The organism is Microvenator marinus (genome assembly GCF_007993755.1).
In the GTDB taxonomy this organism is placed as follows: Bacteria; Myxococcota_A; Bradymonadia; order Bradymonadales; family Bradymonadaceae; genus Allomicrovenator; species Allomicrovenator marinus.
In genome coordinates this window covers 2,656,276-2,673,626 of sequence record NZ_CP042467.1, presented here as the reverse complement: position 1 = coordinate 2,673,626, position 17,351 = coordinate 2,656,276, and the positions used below count along the sequence as shown (strand labels likewise).

The window sequence follows — 17,351 nt, the reverse complement described above, 5'->3', positions numbered from 1 at the left end:
TCAGCCGCTACACTTCAGCGCCTGTTTTGCCCCGGTACGGGGCCTTCGCCACGGCACCAGAACTTATCAAGAGATGAATTTTATGGGTCGAATCCCGGAAGATGTCATCGACGAGGTGCTCAGGCGGGCTGATATCGTGCAAACCATTTCAACGTACGTCACGTTGAAGAAGGCTGGCGCAAATCATAAGGGTTTGTGTCCGTTCCATAACGAGAAAACGCCGAGCTTCAATGTTCATCAGGCAAAAGGCATCTACAAATGTTTTGGGTGTGGAGCGGGAGGAAACGTCATCGGGTTTCTTATGGCCATCGAAGGCTGGAATTTCCCCGAAACCGTGCGCTACCTGGCCGAAAGGCACGGTGTGGAGCTTCCCGAAGAGTCTGAAGAAGAACGCGCCGAAAGCGACAAGAAACGCGAAGGTAAAAAGCTCTACTTCCGCATCATGGACCTCGCCAGAACCTATTATGAGGACAACCTCTGGTCTGAGGTGGGACGCGCAGCACAACTTTACCTCAGCGAGCGCGGCATCGATGAAGCTACGTCTCGAAAGTTCGCGCTTGGCTATGCCCCACAAGGTTGGCAAGGGCTCTTGGACCATCTCGAAAAGGAAAATATCCCTGGTTCATGGGTCACCAAAGCCGGGCTTGCCCTCGAAAGACGCGAACAAAACGGCTTTTACGACCGCTTCCGCCACAGAATCATGTTCCCCGTGCAAGACATCTGGGGAAATACGCTCGCTTTTGGTGGCCGAGTCTTTGCCGCAGACGATGACGGGCCCAAATATATCAACTCGTCGGAAACCTCTTATTACACCAAGGGACACCAGCTCTACGGACTCTACACCGCCAAACAGGCCATTCAGCAGGAAGGCTGGGCTCTCCTCGTGGAAGGGAATTTTGACGTCATCGCCCTTCACGCTCAGGGAATCGAGGTAGCCGTGGCACCCATGGGAACGGCGTTGACCGCCGAACAAACCAAGCTCCTTGGGAGGTATTGCCGTGAAGTCTATATCGCGTTTGACGGCGATTCCGCAGGTGAAGATGCCACCGAGCGCTCCATGGCCGCTACGTATGAGGCCGAGCTAGACGTCAGAGTCGTTCGATTTGACGAAACCGACGATCCTGATAGTTTTGTCCGACGTGAAGGAAAGCAGGCACTTGAAGCCAAGATTAAGGCCGCCCCGCCCATTATCGGTTGGGCGCTTGATCGTGTGCTCGCGCCAGCTGAAGGAAATGAAGTCGAGAAAAAGCTCGGCGCGCTCGAAGACGCAGGAAAAATCCTGAAAGATGTAAAGAACCAGGTGACGTGGGAGCATTACGCACAGGAAGTCTCGCGGCGCCTCGATATCGAGCCGCAACTCCTGCGTGAATACATCCAACGTCCAAAGATGGCGGCACAACGGGTACGTCAGGCCATTGAGGATTCACAGCGGCCACTTGAGCTCCCGCCCGCGGAATTCGGGATTTTGACCGTCATCTTGGATAGCCCGAAATTTCTGGCGCATTTCCTCGAAAACTCCTTTGATGGACTGCTCTCAAGCTCCGAACTAGCGAGCTTTTTGAGGGCTTTGCCCGATCAAATTCAAGAAGATGGGAAGATTTCTCACGCTTCAGTGCTTCAATATGTTGAAAATCAGGCCTTCAAGCGTACTGTGGAGCAGGCGCTTATGGCCCCCGAGGAGCTCTACACCGCTGAGCGTACCCAGCGATTTTATGACGATTGTGTACGTGCCATCAAAAAACAGTGGGCAGAACGAACGCTCAAGGAGCTGAACCGTGAGCTTGCACAAACAAATTTTATGACCGAAAGAGAAAAATATCAGCAATTATCCGAGCAAAAATTGATGGTTGAGCGTTTCAGGCAGTCGCCAGACACGCGTTGATCAAAAATTTAAGAGAAGTACTTGGAAAAGTTAAAAAGAACAGTTAATGGAACCGGTGGTTCCGTCACGAGAAACTGACAGGGAGACAGCTTGATGTCGAACGCTCGCAAAACAAGTCTTGAAGTAAGAAAACTCATCGATATGGGAAAGGAAAAAGGCTTCCTTACCTACGAAGAGGTCAATAACGCATTGCCTCCAGGGGTGCTCTCTAGCGAGCAAATCGATGATATGATGATGCTCTTCGTTGAGCTGGGAATCGAGATCGTCGACGACCCTAAAAAAGCGAAGAACAGAAAGCCTGTCTCCGACGAGCCCAAAACCGACCTTAAAAAGAAGCCGGAAGCAAAAGACGATTACGTCAAGGGCAACGACCCCGTTCGTATGTACCTTCGCAAGATGGGCCAGGTGCCACTTCTTACACGCGAGGGCGAAGTCGAAATCGCAAAGCGCATCGAAGAAGGTGAGAAGACCATTCTCACTGTGGTACTTAGCACCACGGCAGGTGTGCGTGAGATGCTTCTCCTCGGCGAGCGTGTTCGCAAAGGAAAGGTGAAGCTTACCGATGTGCTTCAGGCTCCGAACCCAGAAGACTTGCCTAAGGACGATAAAGGCCAGCCTATCGAGTACTCGACGGACGAGCGCAAAGACTGGTTCCTTGAGCAAGTCGACCGCATCCGCGCCATCGATGCCGAGAGCCGCCAGCTCGCCGAGGACCTCATCACCAAGCCGGGCCTTACCCGTGCTCAGCGAAAGAAGTTCCGCGAGAAGATCAAGGCCAACCGAAAAGATATGTTCGAGGTCATGAAAGGTGTTCGTCTCACGAAGAAGCACACCGATAAGATCGTGGCGCGCTTCAAGAGCCTTATCAATCGCATCGACAAGGCTGAATGGGACCTCGCAAAGCTCGAGCGCTACCACAAGGTCACCTTCGACCAAGTGCGTGGTGCGATGAAGACCACTCGCTCAGGCAAAGAGATGCCGGTGCTTGGCAAGCTCAACACCCGCGACCGTCTCGAGGACGTCTGGTGCGAAATGCGCGCTATTCGCCGTCGCATCCGCTCCGTAGAGATGGAGGCTTCATCACGCGTCGACTCGCTTCGAATCACCTATCAGGCCGTACTTGCCGGCGAGAAAATGGCCGAGCGTGCCAAGGCTGAGCTCGTTGAGGCAAACCTGCGCCTCGTGGTCTCGATTGCCAAGAAATACACCAACCGTGGTCTGCAATTCCTCGACCTCATTCAGGAAGGCAATATCGGCCTCATGAAGGCTGTCGATAAGTTCGAGTACCAGCGTGGCTACAAGTTCTCCACCTACGCAACCTGGTGGATTCGTCAGGCCATCACTCGCGCAATCGCCGACCAGGCACGTACCATCCGTATCCCTGTGCACATGATCGAGACCATCAACAAGCTTGCTCGTACCGAGCGCCACCTTGTTCAAGATCTCGGCCGTCCACCGTCTCCGGAAGAAATCGCCGAAAAGATGGATATGCCCGTTGAGAAGGTCCGCAAAGTGCTCAAGATTGCCAAGGAGCCTATCAGCCTTGAGACGCCTATCGGTGAAGAGCAAGATTCTTCGCTCGGGGATTTCATCGCCGACGACGAAGCAGTCAACCCATCCGAAGCGGTCATCAACTCTAACCTCGCAGACCAGACGCGAAAAGTGCTCTCGACGCTCACGCCTCGTGAGGAGAAAGTCTTGCGTATGCGCTTTGGAATCGGCGGAAAGTCGGACCACACGCTCGAAGAAGTGGGCCAAGACTTCAACGTAACGCGCGAGCGTATCCGTCAGATCGAGGCAAAAGCCCTGCGTAAGCTCCGGCATCCAAGCCGCTCGAAACAGCTCGAGAGCTTTGTGGACTTCTAGGAAACGCAAACATTTGGTTTTTTGGAATCCTGAATTCATGTCGGGAATCCCATAGACGATGGCCCTCCAAAGTTGATTGTTTTTGGGCCGTAAGGAGTCAAACGTGAGTAAAGCAAGTGCCCTGACCTCAGCAAATTTTGAGGCCGAAGTAACGAATTCTGACCTTCCGATTGTGGTAGACCTCTGGGCACCATGGTGCGGTCCTTGCCGCGCCGCTGCGCCAGTTCTCGACAAACTCGCTGAAGAATTTGATGGCCGAGTTAAGGTCATGAAGGTCAACGTAGACGAAGAGCAAGAAATCGCACAGGCGTTCAACGTGTCTTCGATCCCTATGTTCGTGGCCCTTCGCGGCAACGACGTGCAGGACGTGGCTGTTGGCTTCTCTGGTGAAGCAGGCCTGAGAAAGCTTTTCGAAAAACTCGTCTAATTTAGACCGCCTGAGCAATGACTGAGCACACTTCGACGGTACGTCTGGTCATTGCCTACGACGGCTCCGATTTTCACGGCTGGCAAAAGCAGCCGAGCCTTCCCACTGTGGAAGGCTCTTTGCGTTCTGCGCTGGCCGTTCTCAAAAACCATCCAGACCCTTTCACGCTTGAATTTCAAGGGGCAAGCCGCACTGACGCTGGAGTTCATGCCTCAGGTCAGGTCGCTTCGTTTCCGCACATCCCAGGAAAAACTGAGTGGGACTACGTTAGAGCCTTAAACTCTTTGACGCCCGACTCCATCTTGGTTCGAAGTGCTGAGATTCTGGAGCATCCTTTCAACGCACGGTTTGATTCCAAAGGAAAACGCTACGAGTACCGCGTTTGGAATCAACGGTATCCAGAGCCCCTGGAGCGCCACCGCTCGTGGACCTTTGGATTGCCGCTGGATGCCTCGAAGATGCAGAGTGCCGCGGACCTCTTGGTAGGTGAGCACGACTTCTCGGCCTTTAGGGCGGCAGACTGCCAGTCCGAGTCTACGATTCGCCAGATCTTCAGCATCGAAGTTCATGACGAGAAGCCCCTGATTAGGATTGTCGTGCGTGGAAACGCCTTCATGAAGAATATGGTCCGCATTATCGCCGGTACGCTCGTCGAGACTGGAGAGGGCAGGATGGCTGAGGGGCAGGTTCTCGAAGCGCTTGAGAAGGGAAATAGGCGCCTTGCGGGGCGAACTGCGCCCGCGCAAGGACTCTGCCTTATGGAAGTCTTCTACGAATCTCCCGAAGAACCGCACTAAACGCCACATCCAACGAGACCGGCGCAAGGGCCTCCAGCTCTTCAAGACTCTCGGCGGCAGGCTCGGTATCGGTCTTGATACCGTGTTGCTGCGCAATCGCGTTCAGGTGCGCCATCAGGTCCTCAAGCGTATTCGCCGTGCCTGCTTCGATCTCCTCGAGCACGTCCTCAAGTTCGCTCCTGAGCGTCTCATCCAAGGACCCGAGGTCCAGAAGGTTCAACAGTGTCTGCCACAAGATTTTGAGCTCGTTGACCTCGGCATCCTCGCTAATCTCACTAGCCTCTGTTTCCTCCGAGAAGCCGTCAGACGAGAAGAAGCTTGTCAGCGTGCCGAGCAAACTCTTCTTTCGGGGGGCAGCGGCAGACTCTGCCTTACGCTCTTTAGAGTACATGGCTGGGCTTGCGGGGCTGTGTCTTGGTAGAGGGGATCCGGGGAGGGGCGGCATGACGCCTGATTGAGTATATGCCCCCTGTTGTGGAGCCGCAGACATCAGCGCCATCCCGCCACCAAATCCGTCGGAGTCCCAACCGTCAGGCTGCTCAACCGGTTGGGTGACCTGCAGGAGCTTGCCTTCTACGCTGGACGAATGATCTACAGCCACAAAAGCAGTATGCCGGCACAAGACCTTATGCTTGAGCGAAAGCTCGATAATCTTGTTGCGATTGCTGGAGTGCCCTTCAACCACGTCGCGGTCTTCGAGTTTACGAAGCTGCGCCCGCGCCCAGACGGCAGAGAACGCTGTGTCTGATGTGCTGCTGGAGGCTACTACTTCCTCGATGAGTTCGCCCGAGCGCCCGGCAGCCCTTACCCTTGCCCTCACCTCTCCATTGAGCGAAAGCCGCCCCATGACCTGAAGTGGAGACCCCGCAAAAAGCGTGAGCGGCTCCCTTGGTGTCAACGAATCTGGGATGAGTGTGGCTCCGTCGAATCCAAGCTTGATCTGGCGCAGAAGTGGCGCCTCAATCATGGCGTGAATCGAATCCATCACTTCATCGAGTCGGTCCTCTGACTCAACGAGCTCACTCAGCGCGCCAGTCTCTTGAGCCAAACGATTCAAGAACCCTGCGTTGACCGCTCGGTCGATGCCCACCGTAAACACACGAGCCCCGTGGTTGTGCTTTTTGACGTGTTTGAGAATCTGGTCCTCGTTACCAACCTGCCCATCCGTGACCAAGACCACATGTCGCTCACGTGAGCGGTCGCTTAAAAGCTTCAGGGCCGTCTCCATTGAGGGCGCGATCTCCGTCCCACCTCGAGCTTCAACCTTCGAAATCCATTCGACGTTCCGATAACGTGCGCGATTCGTGGCCTCCTTGAGCGTCGGAGTGTCTTCAAAGGTCTCAATCACGGTATCAAATGCCAAAACCTCAAAGCGGTCGATGGCGTCCAACGAGTCGATCATCCGACCCACAGCGCGTCGCGCGGCCACCATCTTCCATCCCTGCATCGAACCCGAGCGGTCGAGCACAAAGACCACATCGCGCGGCCGCCGCATATCCACAGCAGACATGGGCGGCATCAAGGTCATGATGAACGTGGCTTCCTTGTCGGAGTCCGAATCCGGGATCACCGTCAAGGAACTCCCAAGCTCTGCTCCACTCGTCTGAAACCGCAGGATGAAGTCGCGATTGACGCGCTCTCCCGGGTTGATTCGTATCAGGTGTTTGGAGCCGGATTTGCCGGAGGTAATCGCATGCAGGCTCGATGCGATGTTCTGGACCTCGAGCCCGGCACCGTCGATCGAACAATCGATAGAGAGGCTGACTGGATTTGGGAACCCTGGCAGTAGCACGGGCGGCGAAATCCTGGATGCATCTGGCGCGGCATCGGTATCGGGTGAGATTCCGGTGCCGACTTGCCCGCCGGGAAGTGGCATGCCCGGCACATAGCGGGGCGCAACGACAAGAGGAAAACGGAAGGTCGCCTCGCCGGCCCGCCAAACAAGGGGCATCACCAATTCGAGCTCGACCTCAGCGAAGGCTGTCGGAGGAATATTTCCAACACGCATGGTGAAGGTATCTGGTCGTTCTTCTTCCACGATCGACGCGCTCTTGCCCGCAGAGATGGCCTCATCGTATTCCCTGCGCGCCTGGCCCCGCTCCTTAATCTCGCCCGTGATCACTCGACCGTTCACCGTCATTTTGAACCCGCGCACAGCGCCGCGATCCGGAAGAGGGAAGATGTACGTAGCCTCGAGAGGCTGTGTGTGGGTGTTGTAATATCGCTGCTTGAGCTTGACTCGAGCGATAAGCCCCACGATTTCCACATCAAGATCGAGCGCGGCCAATGGGAGATTGCCCCTTGAGGTCTCCATCGCACCAAATCCTGCTTCGCTTAAGATTGGCTCCGCTGAATTGAGTTGATTGTCGTCCAAAATTGCGATGCTCATGGATTCCTCCTTTTGTGGTCCAAGACCAAGTTGCGTGTCCGTAACACTTTTAGTAGCGGGCCGGCTGCGGCCTCGATGGCCGCACGATCTGATTGGGTCAGGTGGCGAGAAAGCCCCTCTAAAACCAGGGCTGCGTTGTCATCAAACCTCAGGGCGTCGGAGACGACTTGCTCTTCCACTTCCCTTTCAGGACTCGCCGAAATCTCGGCTGGAGCTTCGGTCCAAAATTCGCGTCTCGAACGCTGAACCGTATCTTTGTTTGTGACAGTATTGATCGAGATATGTGACAGTGATTCGAGTGTGCCATCGTCGATTCCCGTCAACTCCGCCTGGACTTCCCTCAAAGACAGCCCTTGAATCTGAAGCCGCTTGATTGCCACCAACTGTGCCAGATGCTTTCTGCCATAGATCGCTGTGCGTCCCTCGAAACGAAGGGGAGGGGAGAGGATGCCGAGTTGTGTGTAGTACCGAATTGTTCGGGTGCTCGGCACATCACTGACTCGACCGCTCTCTTGTTCCAACGGACCAAGTTCTGCGGCGCTCTGGGCAGATAGTTCGTGTATGTCAAACGTCTCATTCATACGGGCAATGTAACACTGTTAAATAACGCTGTCAAATTAGAAATCAGAGTTGTCTTTGCGCGCTCTCTCCGCGTATGCGATTCCTACTTGTTCAGTGCAGAACCAAAGACCCCACATGCTCAACATTCTTCTAGAAACCCCTAATCTACTCGCCATCGACAAACCATCTGGACTACTCGTCCACCGTGGTATGGCGGCGGATAAGGTCACTCTGGTGGACTTGGTGGCAGATTACCTTCAATCCAAAACCACCTATCCAATGCACCGTCTCGACCGCGGAACTAGCGGTGTAATCCTCTTCGCCAAAGACTCAGAAACGGCGCGAGTCCTCCAGACCCAGTTCACAGAACATACGATTCAAAGGACCTATATCGCGCTTGTACGCGGAGCCTTCACTGAGTCCAAAGTCCTCGATCACCCCGTCCCCAAAGGGGAGGGCAAAGAGCGCGTGCCCGCCACAACCAGCTTTGAGCCCATCGAAGTCTTGCCCGCCACTCCACGCACACTCTCGCTCGTCCAGGCACAACCAAAGACAGGCCGCTTTCACCAGATCCGCCGCCACCTCAAACACCTCAATCACCCGATCATAGGCGACGCAAACTATGGAAAGGGAGCATTAAATCGCGAAATCGCAAGTGCCTATGGTATCGAGCGCCTCGCGTTGCACGCAGCGGAACTTGTTTTTCAGGACCCGGCCTCGGGAAGTGAGATCAAAGTGCTCTCGCCGATTCCGCTCGATTTGGCCCAGGGCATTGAGCGCTTGAGGGCCTCCACAACCGACAATGCTAGCTAGACGCGAAGCGGGGTGTCCTTTATAACTCGCCCGATTCTGGCTCGACCACGAGGCGATTATGAAGGCAAAGACGTTTCAGGAGATGATTCTGCGGCTCCAGACATATTGGGCCGAGTATGGCTGCGTACTCGCGCAGCCCTGGGATATTGAAAAGGGGGCGGGCACCGCAAATGCTGCCACATTCCTTCGCTCCCTCGGCCCGGAGCCGTGGAACGTAGCTTACGTGGAGCCCTGCCGCCGCCCAACCGACGGTCGCTATGGCGAAAACCCGAATCGACTCGGGTCCTACTTTCAGTTCCAAGTCATCCTGAAGCCGAGCCCCGACAATGTGCTCGACCTCTATTTCAATAGCCTTAGAGCTATCGGAATTGATCCCCTCGAGCACGACCTTAGGCTGGTGGAAGACGACTGGGAACAACCCACACTTGGTGCGTGGGGCCTCGGCTGGGAAGTCTGGATCGATGGCATGGAAGCCACCCAGTTTACCTATTTCCAACAAGTTGGTGGCATCGAGCTCGAGCGAGTCTGCGCGGAGATTACTTACGGCCTCGAGCGAATCGCGATGTTCCTTCAAAACAAAGATAACGTCTACGACCTCGAGTGGGCCCCCGGCGTCACCTATGGCCAAATCCGCCATCAGGAAGAAGTCGAGTTCAGTCATTTCAATTTCGAGTCGGTCAATGCTGAGCTTTACTTCAAGTGGTTCGACGAGCTTGAAACCGAAGCCAAAAGACTCATGGAAGAAGAGCTCGTGCTCCCCGCCTACGACTATATTTTGCGCGCAAATCACGTCTTCAACACCCTCGATGCACGTGGCGCCATCAGCGTCACCGAAAGACAAAAGTACATCGGAAGAATTCGAAATATGGCACGTGGTATTGCCGAGCGCTTCGTTGAAAAGCGCCGAGCCCTAGGGTTTCCGCTACTTCAAGGGGTGGAGGGTTAATAATGAATACTCAAGAACTTGTTTTTGAAATCGGTTGTGAGGATATCCCCGCTCGATTTGTCCAAGTGGCACTCGATGATCTGCACGCGCGTTTTCTCTCGGCGTGCAAAGACGCTCGAATCAATGCCGAGGCCCATGCTTTTGCAACACCACGCCGCCTCACGCTCCTCGCCACACTGGCTGCGAGCCAAAAAGATCTAGAGGAGGTTCGTACCGGTCCTCCTATGGCGGCTGCGTTTCGTGATGGTCAGCCTACTAAAGCTGCCTCCGGCTTTGCGGCCGGCCAAGGGGTCGCTGTTGAAGACCTCTTCTCGGTGCAAACGGAGAAGGGCGAGTACGTTGCGGCCAAGGTTTTTGAAGCTGGAAAGCCCACCGCTGAAGTATTGCCCCGTTTGCTCGAAGGCCTGATCGCTCAGACGAACTTCCCAAAATCAATGCGATGGGGAGATCGAAAGGAGACCTTCGCAAGGCCCGTGCGCTGGATTGTTGCCGTGTTTGCCGGGGAGCAGATTCCAGTGGAGTGGGCGGGCGTAAAATCTGGCAATATCACTTATGGGCATCGGTTTGCAGCTCCCGCACCGATCAGTGTCTCGGGGCACGAATCGTACCGCAACGGGCTGGCCAATGCCCACGTGGTTTTGGATACGGAAAAGCGTCGAGAGATTATCCGAGAAGGGCTCTCCAAGGTGGCCGCAGAAGCCGGCGGTCACGTGATCTCAGACGAGGCGCTCCTTGATGAAGTCGTCTATCTTGTAGAGGATCCCTACGTGCTTCTCGTCAGGTATGACGAGACCTATCTTGAGCTTCCGCCGGAAGTCCTGATCTCGTCCATGCGATCGCATCAGCGCTACTTCGCCCTTCAGGGGGCCGATGGAAAGCTGATCGCGGCATGTGGCGTGGTCTACAATACGCCCGTTAGAGACCCAGCCGTGGTGGCCGCCGGTAACCTCCGGGTGCTCAAGGCCAGGCTCGACGATGCCAAGTTCTTCTGGTCTCAAGACCTCAAGGCGAGCCTGGAGGATTATAATCGAAAACTCGAGACCGTGGTTTGGCTCAAGCAGATTGGGACCATGGATGAGCGCGCACGCCGGATGACAAAGACGGCCGTCGCAATCGCTTCCGAACTCGGATTGGAAACTGCAGTCGTCAACGCCGCAAATCGCGCCGGAGAACTCTCCAAGGCAGATCTCGCTACGGGCATGGTCTCCGAATTCCCGGACCTTCAGGGTGTGATGGGGCGCGAGTATGCCAAGGCTGCCGGTGAGTCGGCTGAAGTCGCGCGGGCCATCTATGAGCAATACCTGCCAAAAGGCGCAGATGCCGAAGTCCCAACCTCGCACGCAGGGGCTTGCCTCTCGCTCGCTGAGAAGCTCGATAGCCTCGTGGGCTGCTTTGGGATTGGCCTCGTGCCAACCGCTAGCGCTGACCCATACGCGCTTCGTCGTGCGGCTCTGGGCGTGCTCAGAGTGCTTCAGGCTATGGAGTACACGATCGGCCTTAAAACGCTCATCGAACTCGCCTTTGAGGCCTACGATGCGAGCTCGCTCAAGCTCTCGCGAGAAGAAGTCGTGGCGCAAGTGAGTGAGTTTGTGAGTACACGACTCAGGCACTCGTTGGTGCAGGCACACCCCACGGAACTTGTAGATGCCGTTTTGGCGGTAGGTCTCAACGATGTCTTGAGCGTCTCAGACAGGGTCGAGGCCCTCTCAACGATCAAGAATCTGCCCGATTTTGAGCCGCTGACACAAGGGTTCAAGCGCGTGGTCAATATTCTCAAGAAACAAGACGCTGCGTCGCTTGACGTTAATGCCGACCTCTTGCAAGACCCCGCCGAGAAATCACTCTTCGAAGCGGTGACGGCCGCTGAGGCTAAGATGCAGGCCGCAATCGAAGCACGTGATTGGGCAGGCGCCTGCCAGACTTTGATTGCCCTTAAAGCGCCTGTAGATCAGTTCTTTGAAACGGTGATGGTCATGGCTGAGGATGACGCCCTGCGCGCCAATCGTATCGCGCTCCTCGCGCGTACACGTAGCCTATTCTTCAAGGTCGCAGACCTTTCGGTCTAGACGAGGCCCGCGTCTCGATAGTCCCGCAGTTTGTATTGAATCTTGCGCTGAGACACGCCCAAAATCTGGGCTGTTTCAGCCGAATCACCACCTGTGGACTCATACGTCGCAAGGATGGCGTAGCGCTCCAGGTCCTCAAGCCGAGAACCAGGGATGACCACATCACTACCCCAGGCCTTGCTACCACTCGACTGAGTTACGGTGCGCGGCAGATGGTCCGCCGTAATCCGGCCGCTCTCAGTCAATACCACCGCGCGCTCAATCACGTTCTCGAGCTCACGCACATTGCCAGGCCAGTCATAGCTCTCGAGCTCTCGCACAAACTCGGAGTCGATCTCTTGAATCGTTTTGCTGTTCTCGCGCGAATACTTGTCCACGAAATGCCGCATCAGAAGCGGAATATCCGAGCGACGCGTTCGAAGTGGAGGAGTCTCAATATTGATCACGTTCAAACGATAGTAGAGGTCCTCCCTGAAGCGCCCCTTCTGAACCTCTTCGGCCAGATTACGATTCGTAGCCGTCACAATTCGAACATCCACCGAAATCGTCTGGTTGCCGCCGACACGCTCAAACTCTCGAGTCTGCAGAAATCTCAACAACTTCACTTGAGTTGAAGGCGAAATCTCGCCGATCTCGTCGAGGAAAATGGTGCCGCCATCCGCTTCTTCAAAACGGCCTCGCCGCGTAGACGCCGCGCCGGTAAACGCTCCTTTTTCATGACCAAACAGCTCCGACTCAAGCAGTGTCTCGGTTAGAGCCGCACAATGCAGGGCCATAAAGGGCTTTCGACCTCGGTTGCTCATCTCGTGAATTCGACGAGCCACCATCTCTTTTCCCGTGCCAGATTCTCCGGTGATCAACACAGTGGCTCTGGATGGAGCCACCTGATCAATGAGCTGAAGCAAGTGCTTCACTGGCGCAGAATTACCCACGATCTGTGGAGCTGCTGTGTTGGCTTTTTCCCTAAGAACCTCGAGCTCCTTGACCAACCGAACACGCTCCAACGCGCGCTCAATGGTCAACTCCACCGCTTCAAAGTTAAGAGGTTTAGTAAGGTACTCGTTTGCGCCACTTTTCATGGCCTGAACCGCGGTATCCACCGACGCAAACGCGGTCATCACGATGCACGTCAGGTCCGGGTACATTTCCCGAGCCTTCTTCAACAATTGCACGCCATCCATCAGCGGCATCTTAAGGTCGGTCAGCAAGATGTCCGGGCGCCAATCCTGAAGCACGCCAAGGGCCTTAAATCCATCCGCTGCCTCCTCCACATGATGACCGTCGTCACGCAAGAGCTGAACCAAAACCTGACGCGCTGATGCCTCATCATCCACCACGAGGATAGACCCCACATTTCTTTCAACAATTTCACTAGCAGCTGACATAATCTATGACTCAGGTGGCCCCGCCGCTGGGCGAGGAATTGAAATGGTGAAGGCGGTCCCTTGCCCGACCTTCGAGGTGACATCCAGCGCGCCTTCATGGGCCTCAACGATCTTTTTAACGATTGCGAGCCCCAACCCTGTTCCAGTTGTCTTGCTGGTGAAGAAGAGGTCGAACATCCGGTATTGCATCGCCGGCGTCATTCCTTCCCCATTATCTGACACCACGATGGTTGTGTTCGAATCATCGTTCAGAATCTTAAGATTGACGCGACCAGGAGTGTGCCGAATCGCCTCGACCGCATTGGTAATCAAGTTCAGCAATGCTTGTTGGAGGCGATCTGAGTCACAATAGAGCTCGTCCGGTCCCTCAAGCTCACTCGTAAACTCGATCTCCGTAGCGTCCATGGTTGTCCCGAGGTTCATTCGCATCACATCGGTTAGGCGCCGAGCCGAACACCAGGCACGCTCCACGCTGATTGGCTTCGCAAAATCCATAATCTCGGTGGTCAACGCCGTGATACGTCGGATCTCGGAGCGCATCGCATCCATGATGGGGCCCGATTGGTCGTCCTCAATGGCGCGCATTTTTCGCTCAAGGAGCGTGATATTGAGTGCCAACGCGTTCAAAGGATTGCGAATTTCATGCGCGAGCCCACTCGCAAGCGCCGCGGGAACCTTGAGCTTCATCTCCATCAGGTTGTCCCAATAGGACTGCACCATGATCGTGAGCTCCAGATCCAAAATGCGATTCACCGCACTTGCGCAAGGATGCCGCTTCTCTGGGGCGTGCTCGGCGTGAATGATCTCAACGATTTCAGACCGAATCACATTCATCGCGCCAAACATGAAGTGTGGCAAAAGGCCAACCGCCACGTGTGCGCGCCCGATTCGGGCCCGCTTAATGAAATACGAATCGTCGTACCTGCCCCCAAAAAGCTCGTCCAACCACGTCATCAACGACTTTCGCAAACGCTCAACCTGTTCCTCGGACTCGAAAACGGCCTTGGTCCGGGGGTTCGCATAGAGTGCGGTGTAAAATGCGTTGACGATATCTGAAAAATGGGGGGCTACAATCGGTCGCAATTCGGCCAAACACGCCGCATCCTGCGGCGTAAACGCCATGTAGTCTTTGATTTCATCAAATACGAGCATTGTGGAACCTCTTTCCGAACCTTCTTCTCTTCCAAGGATCGTGCCACTAGCCCCAAAGCCCTATACTGCCTTGAGTTGCATGGGCTTTAGGATACTAAACGCAAAAAGGCGACGCAAAACTTGCGCCGCCTCGTGCCTTCCGCGAAGAAGTTTCAGTGTTTAGGTGAAAGAGTCCGCGATGAGCTTGTTCTGCTCAATCTCATGCGAATCAAAATTACCCGTCGCAGGACTCGCCGATTCTACGCGACCCGCATACTTGAGCTGGATGCCAAAATCCTCAAGGAATCTTGGCAGCACAAAGTACCAGGAACCCATATTTTTCGGCTCCTCTTGCACCCAGCGCAAGTCTGTCACGTGTGAGTAGGTCTCGAGGATCTTCTTGATTGCCCCTGTATCAAACGGATAGAGCTGCTCAAGTCTTACGATAGCCGTTGTGGTGTCCCCACGCTCTTCCGCGGCCTGAACCAGGTCGTAGTAGACCTTACCCGAGCAGAAGAGCACACGGTTGACCTCAGACGCGTCCAGGCCTCGCACGTCTGGAATCACATGCTGGAATTCACCTGTTGCGAGCTCTTCGAGCTCCGAAATCGCAAGCCGATGCCGCAACAAACTCTTCGGAGTCATGATGATCAAAGGCTTTCGAAGCGGGTGCCGAACCTGACGTCGCAACACGTGGAAGTATTGTGCTGGCGTGGTCAAGTTGCAGACGTACATATTGTCTTCTGCCGCGAGCTGCAGGAACCTCTCAAGCCTTGCGCTCGAGTGCTCTGGACCTTGACCTTCAAAGCCATGAGGCAAGAGCATGACAAGCCCAGAAAGCCGCTTCCACTTGTCTTCACCCGACGAGATAAACTGGTCGATGATGACCTGTGCGCCGTTCGCAAAATCGCCGAACTGCGCTTCCCAGAGCACCAAGGTGTCCGGGTAGTCAAGGCTGTAGCCGTACTCAAACCCCAGAACCGCGGCTTCGGAAAGAATCGAGTTGTAGACCTCAAAACGGCCCTGCTTCTCAGCAAGTTGCCGGTGTGGCCAATGACGCTCATTCGTCTCAACATCAGCCACCGCGGCATGCCGTTGGGAGAAGGTCGCACGCACCACGTCTTGGCCCGTCAGGCGCACATGGGTGCCTTCAACCAAGAGGCTTGCAAACGCCAAACCTTCGGCAAATCCCCAATCGATAGGCTTCTCACCGCGAGCCATTTCTTCGCGTTGCTTGAAGAGTCGCTGGATCGTGCGGTGCGCCTTAACGCTCTCCGGAATCTCGGCGAGCTTGAGGCCGAGCTCGGTCAAGGCCGACTGCTCGACTTTAGTCTCGATGACTTCATCGTTGTCGATCCGCCCGCCTTCATACTTGTCCCATACCCCGGCCAGCGTGCTGATCGGCGAGCGCTTTGGTGCCTGTTGGACCTCTTGGAAAGCCTGCGCATAATCATTCATGCGCGTCTCCCAAATCTCGTCCGCCTTCTCTCGGGAGAGCACACCGGACTCCACAAGCGTGTTGCAATAATGCTCACGGACAGGGGAGAGCGAATCGATCGTGCTGTACATGACCGGCTGAGTGAAACGAGGCTCGTCACCTTCGTTATGGCCGTAGCGCCGATAACACACGAGGTCGATGATCACGTCTTGCTTGAAGATCTGCCTGTACCGCATGGCTAACCTTGCAACGCGAACACAAGCCTCCGGGTCGTCTCCGTTGACGTGGAAAATCGGCGCCTCAAGAATCTTCGAAATATCGGTGCAATACGTAGTGGAGCGCGTCTCGTCTGGAGTTGCCGTGAAACCAATCTGGTTATTGGTCACGATATGGATACATCCATTGACCTTGAAGCCCTCGACGAGCGAAAGATTCAACGACTCCACCACGATGCCCTGACCACTAAACGCCGCATCACCATGAAGCAAAATCGGCAACACATTGGAACGATCCGTGCCGCGCCGATCTTGTTTCGCGCGTGAACGCCCAAGAACCACAGGGTTTACGAACTCGAGGTGGCTCGGGTTGAACGTGAGCGAAAGGTGGATCTTCTTGCCGCTGCGAGTCTGAAAATCGCTCGAGTACCCCATATGGTACTTCACGTCGCTCGAGCCCATGTATTCTTCAGGGTTCGGCGCTTTCTCAAATTCCGAAAGCATCGCGCTCGCGGGCTTACCCATAATATTGTGCAAGACGTTCAGGCGGCCGCGGTGGGCCATGCCTAAGATCGACTCTTCCACGCCAGAATTGGCAGCCTCGTCCAATACCGCAGTCATCATCGGGATGAGCGAGTCACCACCGGTGAGAGAGAAGCGTTTCGTGCCCACGTATTTGGTATGAAGGAACGTCTCAAACGCATCCGAAGCCACGAGATCTTCATAGATCTTCTGACGCTCTGCTGCGCCATCGATCTCGGAATAGTTGTGCTGCTCAATTTGCTCGCGCAACCACTCGCGGGTCTTCGTGTCCGGGATATTCGCGAACTCCACGGCCGCTGTGCCGCAATAACATTCGCGCAGCCGCTGAACGACCTGCCTCAAGGTTACTTCGCGATCGCCAAAAAGTTCGGCCACCACGATCTTGGCGTCCATATCCTCGTCGGTAAACCCAAAGTACTTAGGATCGAGCTCTGGCGGAGAATTTCGGCGCGGCCGCCCTAACGGATCGAGTCCCGCAACCAAATGACCGTGGAGCCGATACTCCTCGATCAACCCAAGAACGCGAGCCGCAAACTTGGTGCTGCGACCTGGCGTTTTGAGCGGCTTTTTGTGCGGAATCGGCGCGTATTCTGCCTCCGACATTCCGTTCAAACCACCGTTTGTTGGCCCAAAGATGCTGCGTGGAGAGAAGCTTGGCTTCACCTTATTCGCATCCTCCGGGTAGTACTCTCGGAAGAGAGGTACCCAACTTGGATCAACAGAGTCAGGGTTCTCCTGATACTGGTGGTAGAGTTGCTCGATGAAGGGCAAGTTCTCGCCCGAAAGAAGTGTTTCCGACGCTTTGTTGCTGGACACGGCTATTCATGGGGGTGAAGGAAGACAACACTCAAATTTTTGCCGCACGAAGATATAACACATCCCGTCCTCCACT

General features: G+C 55.2%; 11 protein-coding genes and 1 pseudogene. 7 read left to right on the top strand and 5 right to left on the bottom strand.

The annotated features are described in order from the left end of the window. Window positions 1-82 precede the first annotated feature (82 nt). The 4 genes and pseudogenes from dnaG to truA all read left to right on the top strand — a co-directional run bounded on the left by dnaG (window position 83) and on the right by truA (window position 4,972). The gene (dnaG, locus tag FRD01_RS10950; protein WP_249756181.1) at window positions 83-1,882 is read left to right on the top strand and encodes a DNA primase; all 1,800 of its coding nucleotides are present in this window, start codon (window positions 83-85) and stop codon (window positions 1,880-1,882) included. Between the two features lie 84 nt (window positions 1,883-1,966). Then, window positions 1,967-3,748 (top strand): annotated as a pseudogene (rpoD, locus tag FRD01_RS10945) (RNA polymerase sigma factor RpoD); the annotation flags it as partial. 103 nt (window positions 3,749-3,851) lie between these two features. Then, complete coding sequence (gene trxA / locus FRD01_RS10940; protein ID WP_146959541.1) at window positions 3,852-4,175, top strand: thioredoxin; 324 nt, start codon at window positions 3,852-3,854, stop codon at window positions 4,173-4,175. A gap of 17 nt (window positions 4,176-4,192) precedes the next feature. Beyond that, window positions 4,193-4,972, top strand: coding sequence for a tRNA pseudouridine(38-40) synthase TruA (truA, locus tag FRD01_RS10935; protein WP_146959539.1), 780 nt, complete (start codon window positions 4,193-4,195; stop codon window positions 4,970-4,972). Here the strand turns inward: truA and FRD01_RS10930 are convergent. Continuing rightward, window positions 4,932-7,361 carry a VIT domain-containing protein gene (locus FRD01_RS10930; protein WP_146959537.1) on the bottom strand — a complete coding sequence of 810 codons (2,430 nt, stop codon included), beginning with the start codon at window positions 7,359-7,361 and terminating at the stop codon, window positions 4,932-4,934. The two genes, truA and FRD01_RS10930, sit on opposite strands and share 41 nt — an antisense overlap. Continuing rightward, the gene (locus tag FRD01_RS10925) at window positions 7,358-7,942 is read right to left on the bottom strand and encodes a helix-turn-helix domain-containing protein (protein WP_146959536.1); all 585 of its coding nucleotides are present in this window, start codon (window positions 7,940-7,942) and stop codon (window positions 7,358-7,360) included. The genes FRD01_RS10930 and FRD01_RS10925 overlap by 4 nt, the downstream gene beginning before the upstream one ends. 115 nt (window positions 7,943-8,057) lie before the next feature. On the opposite strand from FRD01_RS10925, the gene FRD01_RS10920 reads away from it, so the two are divergent. From FRD01_RS10920 to glyS, 3 genes are read left to right on the top strand one after another with little or no spacing between them, the layout of a single operon-like run. Further along, window positions 8,058-8,735 (top strand): RluA family pseudouridine synthase, encoded by a 678-nt coding sequence (locus tag FRD01_RS10920; protein WP_146959534.1) that lies wholly within the window; start codon window positions 8,058-8,060, stop codon window positions 8,733-8,735. Between the two features lie 58 nt (window positions 8,736-8,793). Then, entirely contained in the window at window positions 8,794-9,681 is an 888-nt protein-coding gene (glyQ, locus tag FRD01_RS10915) for a glycine--tRNA ligase subunit alpha (protein ID WP_146959532.1), read from the top strand. 2 nt (window positions 9,682-9,683) lie between these two features. Next, complete coding sequence (gene glyS, locus FRD01_RS10910) at window positions 9,684-11,747, top strand: glycine--tRNA ligase subunit beta (protein ID WP_146959530.1); 2,064 nt, start codon at window positions 9,684-9,686, stop codon at window positions 11,745-11,747. On the opposite strand, the gene FRD01_RS10905 is transcribed toward glyS, so the two are convergent. The 3 genes from FRD01_RS10905 to FRD01_RS10895 all read right to left on the bottom strand — a co-directional run bounded on the left by FRD01_RS10905 (window position 11,744) and on the right by FRD01_RS10895 (window position 17,275). Further along, entirely contained in the window at window positions 11,744-13,132 is a 1,389-nt protein-coding gene (locus FRD01_RS10905; RefSeq protein ID WP_146959529.1) for a sigma-54-dependent transcriptional regulator, read from the bottom strand. The two genes, glyS and FRD01_RS10905, sit on opposite strands and share 4 nt — an antisense overlap. A gap of 3 nt (window positions 13,133-13,135) precedes the next feature. Then, window positions 13,136-14,284, bottom strand: coding sequence for a protoglobin domain-containing protein (locus tag FRD01_RS10900; RefSeq protein ID WP_146959527.1), 1,149 nt, complete (start codon window positions 14,282-14,284; stop codon window positions 13,136-13,138). Window positions 14,285-14,443: 159 nt separating this feature from the next. Further along, window positions 14,444-17,275, bottom strand: coding sequence for a 2-oxoglutarate dehydrogenase E1 component (locus FRD01_RS10895; protein ID WP_146959525.1), 2,832 nt, complete (start codon window positions 17,273-17,275; stop codon window positions 14,444-14,446). Window positions 17,276-17,351: the final 76 nt, after the last annotated feature.

Bases quoted from the DNA above. Each gene is read 5' to 3' on its own strand.
- truA (WP_146959539.1), top strand. From the start codon at position 4,193: ATGACTGAGCACACTTCGACGGTACGTCTGGTCATTGCCTACGACGGC.
- glyS (WP_146959530.1), top strand. From the start codon at position 9,684: ATGAATACTCAAGAACTTGTTTTTGAAATCGGTTGTGAGGATATCCCC.
- FRD01_RS10925 (WP_146959536.1), bottom strand. From the start codon at position 7,942: ATGAATGAGACGTTTGACATACACGAACTATCTGCCCAGAGCGCCGCA.
- glyQ (WP_146959532.1), top strand. From the start codon at position 8,794: ATGAAGGCAAAGACGTTTCAGGAGATGATTCTGCGGCTCCAGACATAT.
- dnaG (WP_249756181.1), top strand. From the start codon at position 83: ATGGGTCGAATCCCGGAAGATGTCATCGACGAGGTGCTCAGGCGGGCT.
- FRD01_RS10920 (WP_146959534.1), top strand. From the start codon at position 8,058: ATGCTCAACATTCTTCTAGAAACCCCTAATCTACTCGCCATCGACAAA.
- FRD01_RS10900 (WP_146959527.1), bottom strand. From the start codon at position 14,284: ATGCTCGTATTTGATGAAATCAAAGACTACATGGCGTTTACGCCGCAG.
- FRD01_RS10905 (WP_146959529.1), bottom strand. From the start codon at position 13,132: ATGTCAGCTGCTAGTGAAATTGTTGAAAGAAATGTGGGGTCTATCCTC.
- FRD01_RS10930 (WP_146959537.1), bottom strand. From the start codon at position 7,361: ATGAGCATCGCAATTTTGGACGACAATCAACTCAATTCAGCGGAGCCA.